The sequence below is a fragment of the Ruegeria sp. BG3 genome (assembly GCF_056538485.1).
Genome location: NZ_JBQFTE010000008.1, coordinates 45,704 through 68,787 on the forward strand (window position 1 = coordinate 45,704; position 23,084 = coordinate 68,787).

A 23,084-nucleotide genomic window follows, 5' to 3' on the forward strand; every position below is an offset into this window, starting at 1 on the left:
TCTTACGTCCGCATATTGGCGCCATTGGCGTCATAGGCGGGTGCACCCAGAACTTCGGCGTCGTAGAACTCACCCAGGATTTCCACCTGCAGCTTGGTTCCCGGAGCGGCGCTCTCGGTTGCGACGTAGCCCATCGCCATCGACTTCCCGACGCGGTGGCCGTAGCCGCCGGACGAGACATAACCGACCGCTTCGCCATCTTTCAGGATCGCCTCGTCATTCGAGACATCGATGCCGTCCACGTCGATGGTCATGGTAACCAGCTTGCGGGCAACGCCATCTTCCTTGAATTTCAGCGTCGCATCCTTGCCGACAAAGTCTTTCTTCCAGTTGATGAAGACATCCATGCCGGATTCGACCGCGTTGAAGTCAGGACGGAAATCGGTGGTCCAGACGCCCCAGCCTTTCTCAAGACGCAGCGACATCAGTGCGCGTGCGCCGTACCAGCGATAGCCCAGATCGACCCCGGCCTCTTCGATCGCCTCGGCCAGACGCAGCAGGTACATCGGCTTGCAGTAGATCTCAAAGCCCAGCTCGCCCGAGAACGAGATACGGTTCAGGATCACCGGAACTCCGCCCACGAAGGTCTGGCGCAGATCGCGGAACTTCAGCGCATCGGCGCTGACGTCGTCGCGGGTGATACGGGCCAGCAGCTCGCGCGATTTGGGGCCGGACAGGGCGATCCCGTGCCAGTCATCCGAGACATTGGCATAGGACACATCCGCAGGCAGGTCCTTTTCGAACCAGCGGCGATGCGCATCCTGCATCGTGCCGGACCCGAACAGCATGAAGTGATCGTCACCCAGGCATGCCACTGTCAGGTCTCCGTACAGGCGGCCTTTTTCGGTCAGCATCGGTGTCAGCGCCAGACGGCCCGGTTTCGGGACGTAACCGGCCAGAGTGCGGTTCAGATATTCACGCGCGCCAGCGCCCTTGAACTCGTGCTTGGCAAAGTTGGCAATTTCGATACCGCCGACGGCCTCTTGCACGGCTTTGACTTCGCGCGCGACATAGTCGTGGCTGCGGTTCCGTTCGAAGGTCGGGGTTTCATGCGCGTCTTCGGCGTCGTCGGCAAACCACAGAGCGTTTTCCAGACCAAAGCCTTGCCCCATCACGGCGCCCTTTTCGACCAGACGGTCATAGAGCGCGGTGGTTTTCTGCATCCGGCCTTTGGGCAGCGTTTCGTTCGGGAAGGTCATCACGAAACGACGCTCGTAGTTTTCCGAGGACTTGATGGTGCCCCAGTCCGGCGTTGCGAACTCGCCAAAGCGGGCCACGTCCATCGCCCAGACGTCGATCGAGGGCTCGCCGTCGATCATCCATTCGGCCATGGTCAGGCCAACGCCGCCGCCCTGACAGAAACCTGCCATGACGCCTACCGCGACCCAGTAGTTCTTCATGCCCGGAACCGGGCCGATCATCGGGTTGCCATCGGGGCCAAAGGTGAACGGGCCGTTGATGGTGTCCTTGATGCCGGATTCGCCGATGGCGGGGATACGCTCGAACGACATTTCCAGACGGTCGGCGATGCGGTCCAGATCGGGCTGCAGCAGCTCGTGGCCGAAATCCCATGGCGTGCCATCGACCTTCCACGGGGTCGATTTCGGCTCATAGGTGCCCAACAGCATGCCGTGGCGTTCCTGACGGAAGTAGATGTTGGCCTCATAGTCGATGCCCGCGGGCAGACGACCGGCTTCGCCCATGCTCTCCATACGGTCCTTGATCATCGGGATCGCGTCGGTGATCAGATAGTGGTGTTCCATAGGCTGTACGGGCAGGTGGATGCCCGACATGTGGCCCACTTCGCGCGCCCAGAGGCCGCCGCAGTTGACAACCTGCTCGGCGTTGATGACGCCTTTGGGGGTGGTCAAATCCCAGCTGCCATCGGGGCGCTGGCTCATCGAAGTCACGCCGCAATGGGTGAAGTATTGCGCGCCGTGGTGACGGGCGGATTTCGCGAAGGCGTAAGTCGCGCCCGAGGGATCAACATCGCCGTCCTGTTCGTCCCAGAGGGCGGCATGGTAGTGTTTGGGGTCGATCAGCGGGTGACGCTCGGCCAGTTCCTGCGGGCTGATGAATTCCTGATGCAGGCCCATGTAGCGCGCTTTCGAGCGCTCGCGCTTGAGGTAGTCGTACCATTCCTTTGTCGACGCCGCGTAGAAACCGCCGGTGATGTGCATGCCGACCGAATGGCCCGAGGTTTCCTCGATCTCTTTATAGAGATCAATGGTATAGCTCTGCAGGCGCGAGATGTTGGGGTCCGAGCTGATCGTGTGGATCTGACCCGCCGCGTGCCAGCTGGAGCCGGATGTCAGCTCGTCACGCTCCAGCAGAACAACGTCTTTCCAGCCGAACTTGGCCAAGTGAAAGAGGATCGAACAGCCTACAACGCCGCCGCCAATGACAACGACCTTGGCGTGGGAGGGCAGCTTTTTACCAGACGTGGTTTCGTCTTTTTGAATCTCGGGCATTGGAATTTCCTGTGTCGTTTTCTTGTGGTGATGGAGGAAGGGGGGCTGTCTGCCCCCCATCGCGCCGTTCGGCGCGATTCCCCCCGAGGATATTTCTGGCCAGATGAAGGGATCCCGGTTTTAGTACCAGGCGTCCGGGATCTCTTCTTTGCGTTTGGACACATAGGCGGCCAGTTCTTCTTTCTTGGCCTCGTCCATGGCGGGGGGCTGGTATTCGTTCAGCATCTGGTTCCAGCGCTCATAGGCGCGGCGGCGCATGTCCTTGGAACCGCCCTCTTCCCAGCTTTCGACGTTTTCGCTGTCGCTGAGCTTGGGTTCGTAGAATGCGGTTTGGTAGTTGCGCATGGTGTGGGCACAGCCCAGGAAGTGACCGCCTGCGTCGACCTCTTCATAGGCATCACGAGCGAAGGCGTCGTCGCTCGTGTCCAGCCCCTGGCTGAGGACCTTCTGGTATGAACCAAGACGGTCCGCATCCATGATTAGTTTCTCGAACCCGGTACACAGGCCACCTTCGAGCCAACCGGCCGAGTGCAAAACGAAGTTTGCACCGGCCAGCATGGTCGAATGCATCGAATCCGCCGATTCATAGGCAGCCTGTGCGTCTTCGATCTTGGAAGCAGTCAGAGAGCCACCGCAGCGCAGTGGCAGACCGGCGCGTCGGGCCAGTTGGCCGATGGCGTAGTTCGAGATCACTGGTTCGGGCATACCAAAGGTCGGCGCGCCGGATTTCAGCGACATCGACGACAGGAAGTTGCCCAGAACAAACGGCGCGCCGGGGCGCAGCAGTTGGACGTAGGCGCAGACCATCATCGCCTCGGCCATGGCCTGTGCCACGCTGGCGGCAGTGCTGACCGGACCCATCGCACCGGACAGGATGAACGGAACCACGATCATGCCTTGGCCGCGTGTCGAATAGACCCGCGCTGCTTCGGTGACAACGCGGTCGACAAGCAGCGGAGAATTCGTGTTCACGTTGCCCATTATGACGCAGTTGTCTTCCATGAAATCCGCGCCGAAGATGATCTCGGCCATGTCAACGCTGTCTTGCGCGCGGCTCATCTCAGTGATGGCGCCCAGATGCGGCTTGTCGCTGAGGGTCATATGCGCAAACATCATGTCGAGGTGACGCTTGCTGACCGGAACATCGCAGGGTTCGCAGGTCACGAAACCGCCATGGTGCAGGTTCGGGTGCAGGTAGGTCAATTTCACCAGCTTTTCGAACGACTCGATATCGCCGTAGCGGCGACCGCCTTCCAGATCACGCACGAAAGGTGCGCCGTAGACTGGCGCGAAAACCTGATTGCCGTCACCGATGACGACCGAACGCTCGGGGTTACGCGCGACTTGTTTGAAGCTTTTGGGTGCCTGGGCACACAGGCTGCGAATCCATTGCGCGTCAGCCCGCACGATATCGCCTTCGACTCGCGCCCCTTCGCGGCGCCACAGCTCTAGCGCTTCGGGGTCGTCGCGGAAGGCGATTCCCACGTCCTGGAAAATCCAGTCGACCTGAGCCTCAAGACGGGCCAGATCTTCCTCGTTCAGAGGATCAAAGAACGGCAACTTTCGTTGGATATAAGGGGAGGCCGGGACAGAACCGGCCTCGGAACCGCGGGAACGGGATTGACGTGCGCGCCGAGCCATTAATAGCACTCCATTTTTTGGGTGCATATTAATCACCAAGAAAATGTATGTGACGCTTGAAAATTTGAATGCTTAGCATAAACACAGATTATGCAAGAACTCTGGAAACAGCTTGGCTCCCCCCGCAATCTGGTCGTGTTCGAGGCCGCCGCCCGCCTTCAGTCCTTTACCCGCGCCGCGCAGGAGCTGAACGTGCAGCAACCCGCCGTCAGCGTCGCCATCCGTAGGCTGGAAGAAGGCTTAGGAACGCCTCTGTTCACCCGCGGTCACCGTCAGGTCGTCCTGACCGGAGCGGGTGAGCGGCTGCTGGCTGATGTCTCGCGGGCATTCGAGCAATTGGCCATATCGGTTGAGTCCATCCGACAGACCAAACAGGCGGGCTATGTCACCCTCAGCGCATCGACGGCCTTCAACAACTATTGGATCATGCCGCGACTAGCCGATCTGCAAAGCCAGCATCCGAAAATCGACTTGCGCCTGCAATCCAGTGACCGGGAACCGGATATCGATGCGGAAAACATCAGCCTTGCGGTGCGTCTGGGGGATGGAAACTGGGCGGATTGCGAAAGCGCCCTGATCGCGCCTGAGGCGATCTATCCCGTCGCCTCGCCCCGCGTCATGGCCGCCGCAGTCGATCTGCGAAGCCTGCCGAATCTCCTGTCTCAACGCCTCATTCATCTGGAAGAACCCATTCGCCAGCGTCCGAGTTGGAGCGATTGGTTCGCCAATTTCTCGATTAGAACGGCGGTTCCGAACATGGGGCTACGATTGAATGACTATGCGCTTGTCCTGCAGGCGGCCATGGCCGGTGAGGGTTTTGCCTTCGGCTGGAAACACCTGACTGACCGCCTGGTCGATCAGGGTCTGCTGGCTGCCCGATCCGATTGGCAATGGACGACGGGCAAAGGTTTCTATCTCGTCTGGTCCAAGAAAACCCCTCTGTCCGATGATGCGCAAAAGGTAAGAGATTGGATTTTGCACACTCTGGACGAAGCTGCCTGAGCACGACACGCCATTGAGAGGCAAGCGCTCCCGCCCCGAATATGCGTCAGGACGCTGCCCGCGGATTCCCACGTCGGTCTAAGGCAGAACCAAAACCAATGGACCTGACGTCAGGGGCGAATTTTTCACAAAATGAACGAATTTCTGTCTTGAAGAAGCAAGGGTTTACGCGTCTACGGAAGGAAAACAAGTTACAGGTTGAAACGAGACTTGAATGCCAGATTTCAGCATCGTCGGCGGCGCATCCACCACATTTACCGACACAACCCCCGGCGGGGGGTTTGTCATCGATTTCAGGCTGCTCGACAACAGTTTCAGCGCGCAGATCAACGGAGTTGATCTTTTTGTTGGCGGCCCCGCCGGAGCACCAAATGAGTTGCAGTTTCAGATTAGCGGGACCTCCGGTCAAACCGTGCGATTTGCAGATGGCGACCGGTACGAGGTGAATACGCCCGCCGTTTGGCAACTGCAAAACTCGGACACTGATCCTGTTGTCCGGCTCGAGGTGAACCCAGACGGGACCATTGCCCTGTTCGGTGTGAAGTCCGACGACGGCGCGCTTGTCCCGCTGGAATTGTTCAACGGCCTGACGGTCAACACCGATGCAATCGCCGCCGCCTGGAACGCGGAAGGTGATAACACCATCGAAATCGATCAGGTCGTGACCGGCCCGACCAATGCGAGCGGTGAATTCGAGGATGTGCCCTGTTTTGCATCAGGAACACTGATCGAAACATCAGTGGGGCTTGTTCGCGTTGAGGACCTGAAGGTCGGCGATCAGGTCCTGACGTATGACAACGGGCTGCGGCCGGTTTGCTGGATTGGCTCTCGTGGCCTGAGCCAAACTCAGCTTGAGGACAAACCGCACCTCAAACCCATTGTGATCAGGGCGAATGCGCTGGGTCCTGGCTATCCGCAGCGCGATCTGATCGTGTCGCCTCAGCACCGGATTCTGGTTTCCTCGGCTATCGCCAAGCGGATGTTCGACTGTCAGGATGTCCTGCTACCCGCGAAGAAACTGCTGCCGTTGAGCGGTGTAGATGTTCTGGGCGATCTGTCTGGTGGAGTTCGGTATCACCACATCCTGTTCGATCAGCATGAGATCATCTGGTCCAACGGCACGCCCACGGAAAGCCTCTTTCTGGGGCCACTGACCATGCAGGCCATCTCGCACGAAGCGAGGCAAGAGATCAAAGAGCTTTTCCCAGAATGTGCGGCGGTTGATTTTAGACCGCTAACGGCAAGGTTGGTGCCCGGAAAGGGCAAGTGGATTTCGAAGCTTGTCGAGCGTCACCGCGGGAACCGCAAACCCCTGTTCGACGGCCAAGTTGGCCATAGCTGAGCAGAGACCTCTGCACAAGCGACCATGCGCTTGGCCTAAGCCGGGGTTGCTGGCAGAAAAGGGTTGCTATCACCCCCATCATCAAGCAAGCCTGCATACGCCGAGCATCCAATTTCGTTGGATGCAGTCGATAACAGACCCTTTAATTTGGGTAGATATGAGCCAAGTGACAGTTTCACCGAACCCCAGAAAGAAACACGCCACGCCCGCCCAAGACGAAATCGGCGGGTCCTTGTGAACGGCGGAAATCCGGTGCAAGTCCTCAACATTCCGACCGCCGACGGAAACCCCTATCAGCGCAATCTGATGTATCGCTGCGCGGCGGACAGGGTCGAGTTTGTCGGCGGCGGCAAAGGCGCACTTCTGAATTTGGATGCGGCCAAACACCCAGTAACCCATCTACATTGGGATGACCGGATCTTTGGTCGTGACGCAGATGCGCAAAACAACACGGACCTTTTGCACAAGGCGGAACTGTCGATTGACAGCTACCGCGCGCAGGGCGGTCGGCTGGTCTGGACCATTCACAACGCCCGCCCGCACAAGGTGATCAGCCTTGACGGCTTTCGCCAGGCCCGCCAATCGCTGGTCAAACGGGCCGACGCAATCCACGTTCACGCCCCCCATGCCCGCGATCACATGATCTCGGAATACGGGGCTGACCCAAGCCGCATTCATGTGATTTCCCATCCAAGCTACCTCGGGTCGTATGAGCCACAAGACATCACACTGGCGCGCCCTATGCCGGATCGCAGTCCAACCACGTTTTTGTTCTTCGGCATGTTTCGAGGAGAAAAAGGGGCTGAGCGCATCCGGGACGCCGCCGCCAAGCTGACAAAGCGGGACTATGACTATCGTCTGAACATGTACGGCAAGGCTTTCGGTAGCCAAAGACGGTTGCTGCGGCGCTTAGGCTGGAATGAGAACATATCTCTCCGAACCGACCGTATCCCGGATGAGGAGATCCCCGAAATCTTCTCGAGCGCGCATTTCTTTCTGGCCCCTTATTCCGAGCTTTTCAGCTCGGGCACCGTTTCGCTTGCCTTAAGTTTCGGATTGCCGATCATCGGCCCTGCCCTGCTTGAAATGAAAGAAATTACGCCGCCGGAACTGCATGAGACAACACTCTATGACCCAAGCTTGCCCCGAGGGTTGATCCGCGCCATGATCCGATCGCTGCAGATGGAAACCTCGGAGTATCAGAGGCTGCGACAGGCCTGTTTGAACCATGCGCAAATGCACTCGCCCGAGGTGATAAGCCCCAAGCTGATGAACATCCTTCTTGAACACCAACCAGACCGGCCCACGACATGACACGTTCGACACCTCGCCTGTTCCTTCGTCACTTGCGTGAGCTGGGGGTAGACCTAGCGCCAAAAGAGCCGGGCGCCGAAATCCGACCGCGCAAGCTGTTTCGTGCCTTGTCGCGCCGTGGGTTTGAAATCGAACAGACCAAACCAACCGCCGCAGTTTTGCGGGGCTTCGGGTTTCAGCCTGAATCCGTCATCGATATTGGCGTAGATCAGGGCACCCCGATGATCTACGACGCCTTTCCGCAAGCAAAGTTCCTGCTTGTGGACCCGTTGATCGAATCCCAGCAAAGGGTCCAAAAATACGAAGGCAAACTGGATTTTCGGTTCGAGTGCTGCGCCCTAGGTCCCGAAGACGGCAACATCACGGTCAACATCCCCTCGACGGCTACGAAAACCCGCACAAGCCGAGCAACGGCCATGGAGTTCGAAGGACGCAATAAAGCCCAGTTCGCATCGTTTGAAACGCGCGAGGTTCCGATGCGTAGGCTGGACAGTCTGACGGCGGACCTGCAGGGCCCGATCGGCATCAAGATTGATACCGAAGGGTTCGAGTTGGAGGTCATGAAAGGCGCAACAGAAACCCTGAAAAGAACCGAATTTGTGTTGGCCGAAGCGAATGTAAAACGGCGTTATGTGGGTGGATACAGGTTCTCAGAGCTCGTCTCTTTCATGGGTAAGAACGGGTTTGAAATTCTGGATTTCCCCAGACCCATTCGTCAGGAGTCTGATGACTGCGATGTTCTTTTCGCCCGCTATGACAGCGCGCGTTTTGACTTTTGATGCTTTTGAGAACCCCATTGATCCAACACTGCCGAAGGCATGGCAGGTAAATGGTGTGTCAGGACAAGCTTAAGGTTTGAAACCGGCACAACGCATCGCATGATCGGTGCGGTCTTCGCGAAAGGCTAGACAACATATACAATTCCGATTTCATGATTGTATGGTTCAACAAACCGTCCAACGCGACCAGAGGTTAACACCCGGAGGGACCCCGTGCTGAATTTGTCGATCCCCATACCCTTGATATTGGCGGCAATGCTGCCTGCGGTTCTGGACCGATGCTCTGCCTCGGATACGAGCGTGGCACTTGGTGTTCTGGCACGCGACCGCGTCGCATTAACCGCGACGGCCAGCGAAATCATCGTCGATCTACCCGTTTCCGAAGGCTCGGTCGTCATGGCCGGAGACACGCTGGTTCAACTAGACCCCACATTGCAAACCGCAAAGCTGAACCTGGCGCAGGCGGAACTGGAAAAAGCAAAAGCCACGCTCTTGAAGCTGCAGGTCGGGCCACGCGAGGAAGAGATCGCAATTGCCGAAGCCAAGGTCGCCGGAGCTACCGCGCGATTGGCCGATGCTGAAGCAATCTATGAACGCAATGCCCGTTTGGTGGAAAACTCGGTCGTGACCGAGGCGCAGGTCGCAAATGATCTGGCCTTGCGGGACTCGGCGCGGGCCGAATTGGTCGGTGCTCAGGAAACGTTGAAAGAGCTTCAGAACGGCACTCGCCCTGAAGATCTGGCTGTCGCCGAAGCCAACGTCCGCGCAGCCGAAGCATCGGTCGATGCGGAACAGACCGTATTGGAGGATCTGACCGTTGTCGCGACGCGCGATGGCGTCCTGGACTCGCTGCCTTGGAACCTTGGTGAACGGGTGACGACCGGCAGCCCCGTGGCCGTTCTGGTCACGGGGCAGACACCCTATGCCCGCGTCTATGTACCCGAACCGCATCGCGTGAAACTGAAACCCGGCGATACGCTGGAGGTGAATGTCGATGGGCTGGATGCCCCGCTGGACGGCGTGGTCCGGTGGATCAGTGACGACGCGTCCTTCACGCCTTACTATGGTTTGAACCAAGATGACCGGACGCGGCTTGTCTATCTAGCCGAAATTGATCTGCCCACCGCGTCGCCGGACCTGCCTGCCGGCGTTCCAGTGCAGGTTCCCATGCCATGACAGATGTCGTTGTGTCGACACGCGGCCTGACCCGGCAATTCGGAACAAACACCGCCGTCAACGATCTGGATCTTGAGATCAGAACAGGCCAGATCTACGGGTTTCTTGGCCCTAACGGCTGCGGCAAGACCACGACCATGCGCATGCTGACCGGGCTGCTGACACCGACCAGCGGATCCATCTCGGTTCTTGGTCGATCCATGCCTGAGGCAGCAGAACCGCTGAAGAACGAGATCGGGTACATGACCCAGATCTTCTCCTACTACCGCGACCTGACCGTGCTGGAAAACCTCAGGTTCGCGGCGGAAATCTACGGTATCCCTGCAAACGCAGCAAAAGACCGGATCGACGAGCTGCTACACACCTACGACCTGATAACAAACGTAAATCAACTCAGCGGCAGCATGAGCGGAGGGCAGCGGCAAAAGCTGGCCCTTGCGGCCACGATCCTGCACCGGCCTAAACTGCTGTTTCTGGACGAGCCGACCTCGGCCGTTGATCCCGAAACACGCCGCACATTCTGGGAGCAATTGTTCGATCTGGTCGATCAGGGTGCCACCATGATCGTTTCCACCCATTTTATGGATGAGGCCGAGCGCTGCCACCGTCTGGCCATCCTTCAGCATGGTGTCAAGAAAGCGGACGGATCACCGCGCCAGCTTATGAATGATCTTCAAGCCGACGTTGTCGAGGTTGAAGGTCCGGATCTGCGCAAGGTTAAACATGAGCTGGACGGCACGCCAAAGATACTGTCGACTGCTCAGGTCGGCTCTCGCTTGCGGGTTCTGGTGGACAAGTCCGAACCTCAGCCGGTGGACATGCTGCGCGCTCAGCTTGAGGGGTTCTCCGATCTGTCTCTGACACCCCAGAGGCCAAATCTTGAGGACGTCTTTGTCAGCGCTACGCGGGGGGAAGACCCATGATCTCGACCCGCCGGATCGCAGCTGTCCTCAGGAAAGAGCTGTTGCAGCTGCGGCGGGACAGGATGACCTTCGCCATGGTCATTATGATCCCGCTGATACAGCTTTTATTGTTCGGATATGCGATCAACACCAACCTGCGCCACGTGCCTGTGGCTGTTGTCGATCAATCCCAAACCGAGCTGTCCCGCATGTTGACTCAGATGGTTCAGGCCACGCAGGTCGTGACCGTCACCGAACAACTGACCACCCCACAAGAGGCCGAGCGCGCGATCACACAATCCCGCGTGCGGGCCGCACTGATCATCCCCCCGGACGTCAGCCAACGCCTTGCCCGCAGCCCCTCTGTCGGACTGGGCTTGCCCAATTCGACAGATAAAACCAGCAGTCGACCCGTCGCGCATTGGATCGTCGATGGCTCGGACACGATGGTGGCAAGCGCGATCAAATCTCTGCGGACAATGCCATTGACCGAATTGCTGAGGCTGCCTGCTAACCGGCAGGTTCCGACATTTGAGGTGACGCTGTACTTCAACCCTGAACAGCGATCCGCAGTCAATATTGTACCGGGTCTTGTGGGAGTGATCCTGACGATGACGATGATCCTGTTCACCTCGGCCGCGATCGTTCGGGAACGCGAACGCGGGAACATGGAGATGCTGATCAACACGCCGATCAAGTCGATCGAGTTGATGCTTGGCAAGATCATACCCTACATCTTTCTGGGCCTGATCCAGGTCGCGATCATTCTGGGGCTCGGGCATCTTCTGTTTGACGTCCCCATTAACGGAGGGCTGGGCACATTGCTGGTGGTGACGCTGCTGTTCATCATCGCCAGCCTCTCGCTGGGGCTGGTGATTTCCACGCTGGCCCAGAACCAGCTTCAGTCGATGCAGATGACCCTCTTTATCCTGCTGCCGTCCATCCTGATGTCCGGGTTCATGTTTCCGTTCGACGGCATGCCTCAACCGGTTCAGATCATCGCACAGGTGTTGCCGGCCACGCATTTCATGGAAATGATCCGGGGCGTGGTTCTGCGCGATGCCTCTCTCTATGATCTGCGCTCGGAGATCGTGTGGATGATCGGCTTTGCCATTTTCGGATTGCTGGCAGCAACGCTGAGGTTCAAGAAGCGCCTGGGCTAGCGAACCATCTGGCGCTTGGGCAGCGTGTCAGGCACATCGCCGCCCTACCTCGGTTTGCCTTGCAAGCGCTCAGCCGGGAGGCCTCGTAAACGTGGTGTTCAATCCAGCGCCCGAAGTCTCTTTAGCAAAGACGAGGTATCCCAGCGACCGCCGCCGAGTTTCTGAACATCCTTGTAAAACTGATCGACCAACGCCGTCACCGGAAGGCTTGCCCCGGTTTCATTTGCAGTATCAAGACAAATCCCCAGATCTTTGCGCATCCAGTCCACGGCAAAACCGTGGTCAAAATGGTCGTCCAGCATCGTCTCGTACCTGTTGGCCATCTGCCAGCTTCCGGCTGCGCCTTGGCTGATAACCTCGACGACCGCGCGCCCGTCCAGACCGGCTTTCTCGGCGAAATGCAGGGCCTCGCTTAAACCCTGAACCAGACCGGCGATCGCAATCTGGTTGCTCATCTTCGTCATCTGACCCGCACCGCTTTCGCCAATCCGACGGCAGATTTTCGAATAGACCTGCATGATCGGCTCGGCCGCATCGTATACAGACTGATCCCCGCCGCACATGATCGAAAGGACACCGTTTTCGGCCCCCGCCTGACCGCCCGAAATCGGCGCGTCTACAAAGCCCAAACCCTGATCCTTTGCCGCAGCATACAACTCGCGCGTGACCTTCGCCGAAACGGTCGTGTGGTCCACGAGCGTGGTGCTTTGCGACATCCCGGAGAACGCTCCGTCTACCCCCGTGCAAACGCTGCGCAGGTCATCGTCATTCCCCACACAGGTCATGACAAATTCTGCCCCCTCGGCCGCCTCGCGCGGGGTTGCGGCCATAGAGCCACCATGTTCAGCAACCCAGGCATCGGCTTTGGCAGCCGTCCGGTTGAAAACCGTCACGTCGTGGCCTGCAGCCTGTAGGTGGCCTGCCATCGGATAGCCCATCACGCCCAGGCCGAGAAAAGCAAGTTTAGCCATTACTTATGTCCTCTACTACAAAAGGTCTCGCGGTGTTTGACCCGCAAAAAAAGCATCCAGATTGTCCAACGCTCGAAAGCCCATAGCGTCTCGGGTTTTGGTTGTAGCACTGCCTATATGCGGCAACATGAAGATGTTTTCATGCGCTGCGAATTTTGGGTTTCCACCCGGTTCGGTCTTGAAACAATCAAGCCCGGCAGCGGCCAGCTTGCCGCTTTCGATCGCGTGCAGAAACGCGTCTTCGTCAACAAGCGCACCCCTCGCCGAATTCACCAGAACCGCGCCGTCAGGCAACTTTGCCAGATTTTCGGCGTCCATCAGGTTCGTAGTATCCGGTGTTGCGGGACAATGCAGCGACAGGAAATCCGCGACCGTCAACAACGTGTCGATGCTTTCGTGATATGTCGCGCCTTGCTCTTGTTCAGGCGACAGGCGGGTGCGGTTGAAATAGTGAACCTCCATATCAAAACCGCGCGCCTTTTCTGCGAACGCGCGACCCACACGGCCCATACCGACAATCCCAAGCCGAGCACCGGTGAGCTGTTTGCCGACCATGAAAGACGGGCTCCAGCTGTCCCAGGCACCGGTGCGCATCAGGCGGTCCCCTCGGACCGCATGCCGCGCGGCACCCAGCATCAGCAACATCGCAAGCTCGGCCGTGGCGTCCGACAGGACGTCGGGCGTGTTTGTCACGACAATCCCCTTCGCAGCCAGTGCCGGAAGGTCACAATGATCTACGCCCACTGAATGGTTCGCCACGATCTTCAGCCGTGGATCAAGCTTTGAGACGACCTCGGCCGAGAAATGTTCCGAGTGACAGGGCATCATCGCGTCGACCCTTGCGCTCAAGGCGATGATCTCGTCCGCCGTGCCCGGCGTGTCGGCCTCGTTCAGAATCACGTCATAGCCTTGTCGCGCGCGCGCAATCGTGGCATCGGACACCCGACGCGGTAGCCAGAGAACGGGTCTATCGCTCATGGGGTCAGTCCTTTTTGATCGCGTCTTCCCAGAAATTGTACAGCGCCAGGGCTATGACGAAGACCGCAATACACAAGAACGGAAACCCGCCCCAGAACCCGGCGAAACCGGTCGAGATACTGTGGGCAAGCCCGAGGACGAACACCATCATCAGGCCGGTACCGATGAGGCCCATGAGAATATTTGTCAGTCGTGACATAGGATTGCTCTCCCTTTTATTCTTGCGTTCTGAGGGTTCTTTGAACCCATGAAGCTGTGCGAAGAAGCCGATCGTCTTCTTCGACCGCGCCGATCAGCTGGACACCAATGGGCAAGTCATTCCGCCCCACCAACAAAGGCAGCGTGAGGCAGGGCAATCCCGCCAACGTCCAGGTGAGGCAGAAAACAGAATCTCCGGTATGGCCCGCGCTCAGCGGCACGGCTTCGCCGGTTGCTGCCGGGGCCAGGATTGCGTCGAATTCATTGAAATACTCGGCGAAAAAGCCTTGAGCGGAGGCCATGACGGCCAAGGCGTCTTCATATTGGGCCTCGCTGATATCTCCGCCACGGGTGACGGCGGATTGCATCTCGGGGCTGAGGTCTGGCCAATGCGCGTTCGAGATTTCGGCCATGTTCTGGCGAATTTCATAGTCATAGATCGTTTTGTGAACGGTGATCAGATCGGCCAGTTGCGGCGATACCGAAAAACGCTCGACCCTTCCACCAAGCCCCTCGATAACGGCGTTCAGCCCCTCAAGCGCATCTGGATCAAGGCGGTCGTTGAACGGAAAATCGAGCCAGGCAATGTTCGGTTCAACCGGAACCTCTGCCTGCGCGCCGGACAACATATCCGCTCGCGGCCGGGCAAAGCTGGCGGGATCGCGCTGGTCATATCCGGCGACCACATCTGTCAGCAAGGCGATATCTTCCAGTGCGTTGGCGAACCCCCCAACGTGGTCCAAAGAAACCGAGGTCCTGAAAACCCCATGCCGCGAGATCATTCCGCGCGTGGGTTTGAAACCATAGACGCCGCAATAAGAGGCCGGGCGGATAACCGAGCCCCCGGTATGCGTGCCGATGGCCAGAGGCACATGTCTGGCCGCAACGGCCGCAGCCGATCCGCTGGACGACCCCCCCGGTGTTCTGGTCGCATCGAATGGGTTGGTGGTGTCGGTCGGATGCATGAAGGCAAGCTCGGTCGTCTTGGTCTTGCCCATGATAACGGCACCGGCCTCGCGCAGGCATTCAACCAGCCTTGCATCTGCCTCCGGCTGTCGACCCGAAAAGATCGGCGTGCCCCGCTGCGTGGGCATGTCTTTTGTATCGACAATGTCCTTGAGCCCGATGGGCACGCCGTGCAAGGGGCCTGTCGCCCGTCCGGCCTTGCGAATGCGATCCAGCTCACGCGCCTGATCCAGCGCCACGCCCGCATCCAGATAAGCCCAGGCGCGGATGGTGCTGTCGGTCTCTTCGATGCGTTTGAGACAGTCCTCAACCAGCGCTTCGGACAAGACACGCCCGTCCCGAATGCCCTCGGCGGATTGAACCGCCGAGAACAATGACAGATCATGTTTGGTCATGGCACCCAGACCCCGAACAGGTAGTCAGGCAGCCACAGCGCGATGCCCGGGAACTGATACATCAGCACCATGCACAGGATCACGATGGCCAGATAGGGCATCAGACCTCGGAAGATCTCCATCAGCTGGATCTGGTTCTTGAGGACCCCCTTCAAGTAGTAGGCTGACATAGCCATCGGTGGTGTCAGGAATGAGGTCTGCAAGTTCAGAGCCACCAGCATCGCGAAGAAATACGGGTTGACGCCAAACGTCTCGAGCATGGGCAGGAAGATCGGCACGAAGATGATCAGAATCTCGGACCATTCAAGCGGCCAGCCCAGCAGGAAGATGATCAACTGTGCAAGCACCAGGAACTGCCAGGGCTGAAGGTTCATGCCAACAACCCAATGCTCAATCACGTCATGCCCGCCGAGATAGGAAAAGATCGACGCAAAGGTCCACGAGCCCACGAACAGCCAACACACCATAGCAGTGGCCTTGGCCGTGAGGAAGACGCTTTGCTTGACCTTGTCCCAGGTGAGCGACCGGTAGAGCACGGCCAGCACAAGCCCGCCCAAGGCACCCATCGCCGCCGCTTCGGCCGGCGTTGCAAGACCGCCGAGGATTGATCCAAGCACCAGCAGGATCAAAACGGTCAACGGCACGAACGAAATCAGGAGGTCCATGTAGATCTGCCGTTTTGGCGGAACATCATCCTCCTGCGGCTTGGGGGCCAGCGACGGGTTCAACCAGACACGCACCATGACGTAGACGATGTAGAGACCCGCCAGCATGAGGCCCGGAAAGACCGCCGCTGCATAGAGGCGCAGAGGAGAAAGCTCGGCAATGGCGGCGTAGACGATCAACATGATCGACGGCGGGATCAGGATACCCAAGGTGCCACCGGCACAGATCACGCCCGAGGCAAAGCTACGCTGATATCCCGCGTTGGCCATTGCCGGATAGGCCAGCAAACCCATCAGGGTGACAACCGCGCCCACGATGCCCGACGCCGTCGAGAACACCGCGCAGGTCAGCAGAGCCGCAATCGCCAGAGATCCGGGTAGGTTACGGGCTGCCATGTAGAGCGAAAAGAACAACCGGTCGACGATATTCGCCCTTTCGACCACGTAGCCCATGAACAGGAACAAGGGGATGGCAACAAGCGTGTCATTCTCCATCACCGAATAGGTATTCTGGTTCAGCAGGTAGAAGATGTTGTTGTTGAAGATGTCCGCAATGCTCTCGGGCGCGGACTGGTAATAGGCGTAGTACCCGAACGCGACGCCCATGGCGAGCAGTGTGAACGCAATCGGAAAGCCCAACAGCACCAGCACAATAAAGAGGCTGAGCATCAGGATGGCGACTTGTGGGTCAGTCATCGCTGCGACCTCCTTGCTTGGTGCCTGTTGTATGAATTCGGTCGACGGTTGATTCCATCAGCATGTCTTCGGTCTCGCGCACGTCATCCAGACGGTCGAGCCAGACGCCATTTCTCATCGCCAGCCAGCATCTTGCCATCTCGGCAAGCCCTTGCAGCATCAGCAAAACACCGGCGACCGGGATCAGGGTTTTGAAGAAATAGATCTGAATTCTGGCGGGGCTGTTCCAGCTCACCTCTTCATAGCGCCAACTGTCCTTGGCGATTTCCCAGCCGTACCAGAACAGGGCAAACATGCCGGGGAAGAAAAAGATAATATACAGAACGAAATCGACCCGCGCCTGCCAGCGGACCGAGAACAGGCGGTACAGCACGTCGCCGCGCACATGCGCGTCTTGCGCCAGCGCATAGGCCCCGGCCATCAGGAACAGGGCGCCATACATCTGCACCATCATATCGAACGCCCAGACGGTCGGCTTGTTCAGCACATACCGGACGAACACTTCGTAGGACACCGAAAGTGTCAGTATTAGGATGCACCAACCGAAGGCTTTGCCGACCCATTGGCTTAGCCCTTCGATGGCGTGGATTGTCTTGATCAAGGTCAGTTCCTCGCCTGTTCCGCCCGCAGTTCAGAAAGCCGCGCACCGGCGCGACCTTCCGTTTTCAAAGAGTTGTCAGGCCTCAGCCGAAGTAGTGCTTATACGCCAGCTTGTAGTCCGGCTGGTTGAGGTTGAGGTAGTTCATGACAGTCTCAGCATAGGCCTTCTGGCTGTCGACGACCTTGGCAAAGAACGGATCTTCATTCGAGATCCTTTCGACCACCACATCCCAAGCCTCAAGCTGGGCCTGCATCACGCTGTCAGGCGTGCGATACACGTTGACGCCCTGCTCTTCGGCCAGTGTCACCAGATCGTCGGCGTAGCGCTTGGTGTTGTTCCAGTAGAAGTTCGAGTTCTCGGCCTCGGACGCGTATTTCAGGATCGCCTGAAGCTCGGGCGCAAGCGCGTTGAACTTGTCTTTGTTGAACGTGACCTCGAAGAACTCCTGGCTCTGGTGGAACGAGGCCAGGTGATAGTGTTTGGACACGTCCTGCATACCAAAGTCGCGGTCGGATGTGGGGTTGTTAAACTCGGCCGCATCAATCAGGCCGGACTTCATCGCGGGCTGGATCTCGCCCCCGGGCAGCTGCACAACGGACATGCCCATCTCAAGCAGAACATCTGCCGCAAGACCAACTGTACGGTACTTCAGACCGTTCATCTGATCCGAACTTGTGATTTCCTCTTTGAACCAACCCAGTGGTTGCGCAGGCATGGGCGAGTTGAAGAACGACACAACGTTCAGGCCAAGGATGCCCATCAGCTCGTCAAACAGTTCCTGACCGCCGCCATAGTTCACCCAGCCCAGTACTTCCTGGCTGGACCAACCAAAGCAAGGACCCGTCCCAAACAGCGATGCTGTCTTGGATTTCGAGTACCAGTAGGCCGGAACATAATGCGCCGCGTCCAGAACACCGCGGTGAACCGCGTCCTGCATCTGGCTGGTTTTCACGACCGAATTCACAGGCAGAAGTTCGATCGTCAGTTTGCCACCGGACATTTCGTTGACGCGGTTGACGTAGGATTGCGCGTTCTCAAGAAAGATGCCGCCACCCCAGGCAGCCTGCATCTTCATTGTCGTTCCTTCCTGAGCATGGACAGCCGGAGCAGCAAGCGCACCAGCACCTACAACAGCGGAGCCACGCAGAAAGTTTCTGCGGTTCAAAGATTTTGTCATGTTTCCTCCCTAGACTGGGCCGTCGCCGATATCCCTTCGGCATTGGCACCAAACCCGCCCTCCAGCGGATAGAATCTACGATAAGCCAGATTCGCAATTTTTCAAAATATTTTGGAAACTCTTTCATTTTGAGCGTCAAAATGCACGCAAATAATTGTTTTTGCTTAAATTATTATTTTCATTTTTTTGCACTTGCGAACAAGCTAGACTCTTTTCACAACCAGCCAGATGACAAACGCGCCAAAAATGAACGAACCAAAGACAGTTGCAAGACGCGGGCGGCCGCGCCTGAAAGCGAATGAAGAAAAGCCCGCAGGTTCTCTGGTCGGGGCGCTGGATCGTGGGATTCGTGTCCTGATTGCAGTCGCAGATGCGCGGGGCGCGACGCTTGTTGACATCGCACGAACGACAGGCATTCCAACGGCGACGGCGCACCGGCTACTGACCACACTCCAGCAGCGGGGAATGGTGGTCAACGATGCCGAACAGGGTAAGTGGCGCGTCGGACCGCAGGCCTATCGGATCGGCAATACGTTTGAGGAAACCTCGAATCTGCTGGAAGTCGCACCAGCGGCGATGCGCAAGCTGTCCAAGGAAACCGGAGAGACAGTGAACCTTGCCATCGAGGAAGGTGGGCAGCTGCTTTACCTGATCCAGGTCGAATCCGAAAATCCGATCCGCGCCTCGATCAAAAATGGCACCGCAGCATACTTTCACACATCCGGTGTCGGCAAAGCCATTATGGCGTATATGGACGAGGCAGCGCTTGAAAAGCTGTTGTCCCCTCTGACACTGGTTCAACAGACGCCCAATTCGATTACGGACAAACAACAGCTCAAAGATGAACTGCAGACATCCCGGCAAAGGGGATGGGCGATCGACGATGAAGAGCGTTTTCCAGGTCTGCGCTGTATCGCAGCGCCTGTCTTCGACTCGTTGGAGAATGTCGTCGCTGGCGTTTCAGTATCAGGGCCCATCACCAGATTCCCCGACAACAAGCTTGAAACCTTGGCCGCGTCGGTTGTTGAGACTGCGGCAAGTATTTCTGAAAAACTCCGGAATTCCCCACCTCAGAGTTAATTCCTTCGCTTTTTCAACCATTTTTGAGCTTTGGAGGTCGGGACCCAAAGCCACCTCAGACTACGCCTTTTCTCATTCTGTGTGACAGCACCTCAGCCCGCAGGTGATGCAGTCGGGGCAGATCTTCCCGCGCGAGATTCCGGGTGCAATCGGGATCGTTTTCGACATCAAACAGCATCGGCTCGATATCCGTTGCGAAATGCGCAAGCCGATATCCGTCTTTCTCAAACGCAAGGGCGCGGCAATGATCGGGCGGGCATTGCCATGCGGTTTCAAAGCGCCCCTTGCCGTTCTCTGATCCAAGCTCAAGCTCGACCATGGCCCCTTGCCCGACGGGTCGGTCGGGCGCCAAGAGGTTGCTGCCCTGCATCTCGGGCGGCGTTGTCGCCCCAAGCGCCGACAGAACCGTCGGGGCAACGTCAATTGACTGGGTCAACACGTCGATATCTTCGGGCGCAAGATCCGGATGCCCGATCATCAGGGGCACGTGCGAGGCGGCGCGGAACGGGGTCTGCTTTCCCCACAGACCAAGATCGCCCAGCATCTCTCCGTGATCGGCGGTCAACACGATCAGTGTGTCGTCCAACTGCCCCACGTTTCGCAACCATTCAAAAATCCGACCGATATGGTGATCGACCTCGGCGGCCAGCCCCAGATATGTGGACCGGCACAGCGCGATTTGTTCGGGCGTCATTGCGTCCTGCTGTCCGTTAAAACCCCAAAACATATCCGTGCCGCTTGGGCGGGAATGGTGGGCCTCAAAGAACGGATGCTCAAAAGCGGCCTCAACCGGTGGCGGGATATCCTGCGGGTTGATCAAATCGTTATACGGCGCGGGGGCAACAAACGGAGGATGCGGCCGGATATAGGTGACCATGGCAGACCACGGCTGAGATTTGCGAACGTCAAGATGCGCCAAAATCCGGTCGGTCAGGTACGCGGTATCACTGTCCTGCACGTCATAGAGCGCTGGCCCTCCGAGAGTGTCGTTCTGAGGTTTGTAGAGCGCAGTCAGGTCGCCCGCATCCGGCACGTCATAGCCACGCGATCTGAGATGGGCGAGCCACTCCCACGCTTCCTCGCGCATCTCGGTGACCTCGGTGATGCCCGGGATCGGCCCTGTGTAGGAGAGATGCGCAGGGTCATTTGGGTGTAGGTCCCTGGGATCGGGCTGCGTGTCTGTATAGCCGAACAACAACAGCTCTAGCCCATTGGTGCGCAGCGCCGTTGCAAGGTTGGGGATATCGCGCCGCAGCGGAACGCCATTCTGAACCGATCCGTGGTTCATAGCGTATTGGCCCGTTAGCAAGCTTGCACGGGCCGGACCGCAGGGCACTACAACTGTATGATGGTTGCGGAAATGCACCGATCGCGCGGCCAGAGCGCGAATGTTGGGCAGCGGCACATGCTGGCCCAAAGCGCCCGTCAGAAGGTCTGCGCGGAACTGATCGATGACGATGAACAGAAAATTGCGCGGAGCCTTCTTCAACATGGGGTCAGGCCTCTGCGTTGTCCAGCTTACGGATCAGCGCGGGCAGATCGGCAACCGTGTCGATCACATAGTCCGCGCCCGCGTCCTTCAGGATCTTGGTCGCGTGCTGGCGCAACTCGTCAACCTCTTCTGCGGACAGTGCGGCCAGTTCCTCCGGTGTCTTGCCCACTGCGTTGCCGGACAAGGACACGCCAACTGTCAGACAGCCAGCAGCGACGCCTTCTTTGATGCCTGGCTCGGTGTCATCGACCTTGATGATCGCCGCAGGCGGATAGGCCACAAGATCAACCATGCATTTATACATGCCCAGCGGGCCGGGGCGGCCCTCGGGCAGGTCGTCAGAACAGACCAGGTTGTCCGGCTCATAACCCTGAGCGGCGGCAACCGGCAGGACGTTCTCCATGATCGAGCGGGTGTAGCCCGTGGTCGACCCGATCTTGAGGCCCATGGACCGCAGATCATCAATCGCAGCTTTACCACCCGGAACAAGATCCGCGTAGTCGGCAGCGACTTTTTCGTTCATCGGCACGAAGATCTCATAGACCTTGTCGACATCCTGATCAGTTGGCGCGTTGCCGTATTTTGCCTCCCACTGGGCGGCGATTTCGGGCATGTCCATCATGGTGCGGATGTGATCCCATTTAGGCGCGCCCATCGGTGCGCGGGCCTGTTCAATGGTGGCTTCGATATCGAACTTGGCGAAGGCCTTCACAAACACACCCATTGGCGCGAATGATCCAAAATCGACCATTGTCCCCGCCCAATCAAACACGGCGGCTTTGAATTTGCTCATTGTCTTTCCTTTCGTCAGGCAGGTTCAACCTGTTTCTGTTTGAGTGTTTCGTCCGAGGGTCTGGCACTGTCGACCCCCATGTCACGCAGCACCTCAGCTGCGGTGTCAACGACCGCTTGCATCACATGCGCATCGACTTGTCCGATGTGGCCAATCCGGAAGCTTTCGGCTGCGGTCAGTTTGCCGGGATACAGGATAAATCCGCGCGCTTTCATGCGGTTATAGAAATCCGGAAACGCAAAACGAGGGTGATCTGGGCAGAAGAAGGTGGTGATGATCGGCGACAGCCACTCGTCGTCCAGCAATGTGACAAAGCCCAGCGCGCGCATCCCTTTGACCAGCGTCTTGCGGTTCTCAAGATACCGCGCGCCCCGCGCGGCGACGCCGCCCTCGGCCTCATGCGCGCGCAGCGCTTCGATGAAGGACGCGACCACATGCGTCGGCGGGGTAAAGCGCCACTGGCCTGTCTTCTCCATCGCGGTCCATTGGGCGTGAACATCCAGGCTGAGCGAATGGCTCTTGCCTTCCGCCGCCTTGATCGCGTCTGTTTCGGCGATCACGAACCCAAAGCCCGGTACGCCCTCGATGCATTTATTGGCCGAGCTGACCATGGCCTGAAACGGGATTACATGCGGCTCGAGCGGGACAGCACCGAAGGCCGACATGGAATCGACCAGAAGCTTGCGGCCCGCCGCCTGTGTGGCGTCCGAGATCTCCTGAAGCGGGTTGAGGATGCCCGAGCTGGTCTCGCAATGGATGGCCAGCACATGCGTGATCGCGGGGTCGGCCTGCAAAGCCGCGGCTACCTGATCCCCGCGCGGGGGCAGATAGTCCCCCATGTCGATCACGGCGCAGTCACGACCAAGATACCCCAGCGTCTGTACCGCTCGTTTGCCATAGGCGCCGTTGCACAACACCAGCACCTTGCCGTCCTTGGGCACAAAGCTGCCCAGCATCGCCTCGACCACATAAGAGCCGCTGCCCTGCAAAGGCACACAGTCATAGCGGTCTTTGTCCTGCCCCAGAATATCCAGCAGGCGGCGACGCAACTCAGCCGTCATGGCGCGGAAATCAGCGTCCCAGCTGCCCCAGTCGCGCAGCATCGCCTCTTTCACCGGCAGCGACGTAGTCAACGGGCCCGGAGTCAACAGATACGGTTCACCGAAATGCGGCGAGGGCAGTTTTTGGGTGTGATCAATCATGACATTCATCTTCTATATGAAGGGTGCCACAACATAGGCTTGAGCTATGGCGTGACTACAGTTTTCCAGTGACCCCCGCA

Annotated in this window: 20 protein-coding genes; 8 read left to right on the forward strand and 12 right to left on the reverse strand. The window is 58.3% G+C overall.

Annotation, left to right across the window (positions count from 1 at the left end; genetic code table 11):
- Positions 1–2 precede the first annotated feature (2 nt).
- Positions 3–2,471, reverse strand: coding sequence for a GcvT family protein (locus ACR0AI_RS13540; RefSeq protein WP_480674733.1), 2,469 nt, complete (start codon positions 2,469–2,471; stop codon positions 3–5).
- Between the two features lie 120 nt (positions 2,472–2,591).
- Entirely contained in the window at positions 2,592–4,112 is a 1,521-nt protein-coding gene (locus ACR0AI_RS13545) for a trimethylamine methyltransferase family protein (protein ID WP_480674735.1), read from the reverse strand.
- A gap of 90 nt (positions 4,113–4,202) precedes the next feature.
- Here ACR0AI_RS13545 and ACR0AI_RS13550 point away from each other — a divergent pair, with 90 nt between their 5' ends.
- From ACR0AI_RS13550 to ACR0AI_RS13580, 7 genes are all read left to right on the forward strand, one after another.
- Positions 4,203–5,114, forward strand: coding sequence for a LysR substrate-binding domain-containing protein (locus ACR0AI_RS13550; RefSeq protein WP_480674737.1), 912 nt, complete (start codon positions 4,203–4,205; stop codon positions 5,112–5,114).
- A 214-nt stretch (positions 5,115–5,328) separates the two neighbouring features.
- The gene (locus ACR0AI_RS13555) at positions 5,329–6,456 is read left to right on the forward strand and encodes a Hint domain-containing protein (protein WP_480674739.1); all 1,128 of its coding nucleotides are present in this window, start codon (positions 5,329–5,331) and stop codon (positions 6,454–6,456) included.
- Between the two features lie 252 nt (positions 6,457–6,708).
- Positions 6,709–7,770, forward strand: coding sequence for a glycosyltransferase family 4 protein (locus ACR0AI_RS13560; protein ID WP_480674741.1), 1,062 nt, complete (start codon positions 6,709–6,711; stop codon positions 7,768–7,770).
- Positions 7,767–8,549, forward strand: a complete 783-nt coding sequence (locus ACR0AI_RS13565) for an FkbM family methyltransferase (RefSeq protein WP_480674743.1) — start codon at positions 7,767–7,769, stop codon at positions 8,547–8,549. Before ACR0AI_RS13560 ends, ACR0AI_RS13565 begins: the two co-directional genes overlap by 4 nt.
- A gap of 213 nt (positions 8,550–8,762) precedes the next feature.
- On the forward strand, positions 8,763–9,725 hold the full coding sequence (locus tag ACR0AI_RS13570; protein ID WP_480674745.1) for an HlyD family secretion protein: 963 nt from the start codon (positions 8,763–8,765) through the stop codon (positions 9,723–9,725).
- Positions 9,722–10,648 (forward strand): ABC transporter ATP-binding protein, encoded by a 927-nt coding sequence (locus ACR0AI_RS13575; RefSeq protein ID WP_480674747.1) that lies wholly within the window; start codon positions 9,722–9,724, stop codon positions 10,646–10,648. The genes ACR0AI_RS13570 and ACR0AI_RS13575 overlap by 4 nt, the downstream gene beginning before the upstream one ends.
- Positions 10,645–11,790: an ABC transporter permease gene (locus tag ACR0AI_RS13580; RefSeq protein ID WP_480674749.1), complete on the forward strand. Its 1,146-nt coding sequence runs from the start codon at positions 10,645–10,647 to the stop codon at positions 11,788–11,790. The genes ACR0AI_RS13575 and ACR0AI_RS13580 overlap by 4 nt, the downstream gene beginning before the upstream one ends.
- Before the next feature lie 98 nt (positions 11,791–11,888).
- Here ACR0AI_RS13580 and ACR0AI_RS13585 read toward each other — a convergent pair whose 3' ends face one another.
- The 7 genes from ACR0AI_RS13585 to ACR0AI_RS13615 form a co-directional block, all read right to left on the reverse strand.
- Entirely contained in the window at positions 11,889–12,761 is an 873-nt protein-coding gene (locus tag ACR0AI_RS13585) for an NAD(P)-dependent oxidoreductase (RefSeq protein ID WP_480674751.1), read from the reverse strand.
- A 15-nt stretch (positions 12,762–12,776) separates the two neighbouring features.
- Positions 12,777–13,739: a 2-hydroxyacid dehydrogenase gene (locus ACR0AI_RS13590; RefSeq protein ID WP_480674753.1), complete on the reverse strand. Its 963-nt coding sequence runs from the start codon at positions 13,737–13,739 to the stop codon at positions 12,777–12,779.
- A 4-nt stretch (positions 13,740–13,743) separates the two neighbouring features.
- The gene (locus tag ACR0AI_RS13595; protein ID WP_170380356.1) at positions 13,744–13,938 is read right to left on the reverse strand and encodes a hypothetical protein; all 195 of its coding nucleotides are present in this window, start codon (positions 13,936–13,938) and stop codon (positions 13,744–13,746) included.
- A gap of 16 nt (positions 13,939–13,954) precedes the next feature.
- Positions 13,955–15,298: an amidase gene (locus ACR0AI_RS13600; protein ID WP_480674755.1), complete on the reverse strand. Its 1,344-nt coding sequence runs from the start codon at positions 15,296–15,298 to the stop codon at positions 13,955–13,957.
- The gene (locus tag ACR0AI_RS13605) at positions 15,295–16,659 is read right to left on the reverse strand and encodes a TRAP transporter large permease (RefSeq protein WP_170380354.1); all 1,365 of its coding nucleotides are present in this window, start codon (positions 16,657–16,659) and stop codon (positions 15,295–15,297) included. Before ACR0AI_RS13605 ends, ACR0AI_RS13600 begins: the two co-directional genes overlap by 4 nt.
- Positions 16,652–17,260, reverse strand: coding sequence for a TRAP transporter small permease subunit (locus tag ACR0AI_RS13610; protein ID WP_170380353.1), 609 nt, complete (start codon positions 17,258–17,260; stop codon positions 16,652–16,654). Before ACR0AI_RS13610 ends, ACR0AI_RS13605 begins: the two co-directional genes overlap by 8 nt.
- Before the next feature lie 82 nt (positions 17,261–17,342).
- Positions 17,343–18,437, reverse strand: a complete 1,095-nt coding sequence (locus ACR0AI_RS13615) for a TRAP transporter substrate-binding protein (protein WP_170556021.1) — start codon at positions 18,435–18,437, stop codon at positions 17,343–17,345.
- Positions 18,438–18,683: 246 nt separating this feature from the next.
- Between ACR0AI_RS13615 and ACR0AI_RS13620 the strand changes: the two genes are divergently transcribed.
- Positions 18,684–19,517 carry an IclR family transcriptional regulator gene (locus tag ACR0AI_RS13620; protein ID WP_170556020.1) on the forward strand — a complete coding sequence of 278 codons (834 nt, stop codon included), beginning with the start codon at positions 18,684–18,686 and terminating at the stop codon, positions 19,515–19,517.
- Positions 19,518–19,572: 55 nt separating this feature from the next.
- On the opposite strand, the gene ACR0AI_RS13625 is transcribed toward ACR0AI_RS13620, so the two are convergent.
- From ACR0AI_RS13625 to ACR0AI_RS13635, 3 genes are read right to left on the reverse strand one after another with little or no spacing between them, the layout of a single operon-like run.
- Positions 19,573–21,009 (reverse strand): sulfatase-like hydrolase/transferase, encoded by a 1,437-nt coding sequence (locus ACR0AI_RS13625; protein ID WP_480674757.1) that lies wholly within the window; start codon positions 21,007–21,009, stop codon positions 19,573–19,575.
- 4 nt (positions 21,010–21,013) lie between these two features.
- Positions 21,014–21,802, reverse strand: coding sequence for a phosphonoacetaldehyde hydrolase (phnX, locus tag ACR0AI_RS13630; RefSeq protein ID WP_480674759.1), 789 nt, complete (start codon positions 21,800–21,802; stop codon positions 21,014–21,016).
- Positions 21,803–21,816: 14 nt separating this feature from the next.
- A complete protein-coding gene (locus ACR0AI_RS13635) occupies positions 21,817–23,004 on the reverse strand; it encodes a 2-aminoethylphosphonate--pyruvate transaminase (RefSeq protein ID WP_480674761.1) in 1,188 nt (395 codons plus the stop codon).
- Positions 23,005–23,084: the final 80 nt, after the last annotated feature.

What these genes read in the sequence shown, in the direction of transcription:
- ACR0AI_RS13555 (WP_480674739.1), top strand. Translation starts at nt 5,329, where the DNA reads ATGCCAGATTTCAGCATCGTCGGCGGCGCATCCACCACATTTACCGAC.
- ACR0AI_RS13605 (WP_170380354.1), bottom strand. Translation starts at nt 16,659, where the DNA reads ATGACTGACCCACAAGTCGCCATCCTGATGCTCAGCCTCTTTATTGTG.
- phnX (WP_480674759.1), bottom strand. Translation starts at nt 21,802, where the DNA reads ATGAGCAAATTCAAAGCCGCCGTGTTTGATTGGGCGGGGACAATGGTC.
- ACR0AI_RS13575 (WP_480674747.1), top strand. Translation starts at nt 9,722, where the DNA reads ATGACAGATGTCGTTGTGTCGACACGCGGCCTGACCCGGCAATTCGGA.
- ACR0AI_RS13600 (WP_480674755.1), bottom strand. Translation starts at nt 15,298, where the DNA reads ATGACCAAACATGATCTGTCATTGTTCTCGGCGGTTCAATCCGCCGAG.
- ACR0AI_RS13635 (WP_480674761.1), bottom strand. Translation starts at nt 23,004, where the DNA reads ATGATTGATCACACCCAAAAACTGCCCTCGCCGCATTTCGGTGAACCG.
- ACR0AI_RS13565 (WP_480674743.1), top strand. Translation starts at nt 7,767, where the DNA reads ATGACACGTTCGACACCTCGCCTGTTCCTTCGTCACTTGCGTGAGCTG.
- ACR0AI_RS13625 (WP_480674757.1), bottom strand. Translation starts at nt 21,009, where the DNA reads ATGTTGAAGAAGGCTCCGCGCAATTTTCTGTTCATCGTCATCGATCAG.
- ACR0AI_RS13550 (WP_480674737.1), top strand. Translation starts at nt 4,203, where the DNA reads ATGCAAGAACTCTGGAAACAGCTTGGCTCCCCCCGCAATCTGGTCGTG.
- ACR0AI_RS13540 (WP_480674733.1), bottom strand. Translation starts at nt 2,471, where the DNA reads ATGCCCGAGATTCAAAAAGACGAAACCACGTCTGGTAAAAAGCTGCCC.
- ACR0AI_RS13580 (WP_480674749.1), top strand. Translation starts at nt 10,645, where the DNA reads ATGATCTCGACCCGCCGGATCGCAGCTGTCCTCAGGAAAGAGCTGTTG.
- ACR0AI_RS13615 (WP_170556021.1), bottom strand. Translation starts at nt 18,437, where the DNA reads ATGACAAAATCTTTGAACCGCAGAAACTTTCTGCGTGGCTCCGCTGTT.
- ACR0AI_RS13595 (WP_170380356.1), bottom strand. Translation starts at nt 13,938, where the DNA reads ATGTCACGACTGACAAATATTCTCATGGGCCTCATCGGTACCGGCCTG.
- ACR0AI_RS13545 (WP_480674735.1), bottom strand. Translation starts at nt 4,112, where the DNA reads ATGGCTCGGCGCGCACGTCAATCCCGTTCCCGCGGTTCCGAGGCCGGT.
- ACR0AI_RS13590 (WP_480674753.1), bottom strand. Translation starts at nt 13,739, where the DNA reads ATGAGCGATAGACCCGTTCTCTGGCTACCGCGTCGGGTGTCCGATGCC.
- ACR0AI_RS13585 (WP_480674751.1), bottom strand. Translation starts at nt 12,761, where the DNA reads ATGGCTAAACTTGCTTTTCTCGGCCTGGGCGTGATGGGCTATCCGATG.
- ACR0AI_RS13620 (WP_170556020.1), top strand. Translation starts at nt 18,684, where the DNA reads ATGAACGAACCAAAGACAGTTGCAAGACGCGGGCGGCCGCGCCTGAAA.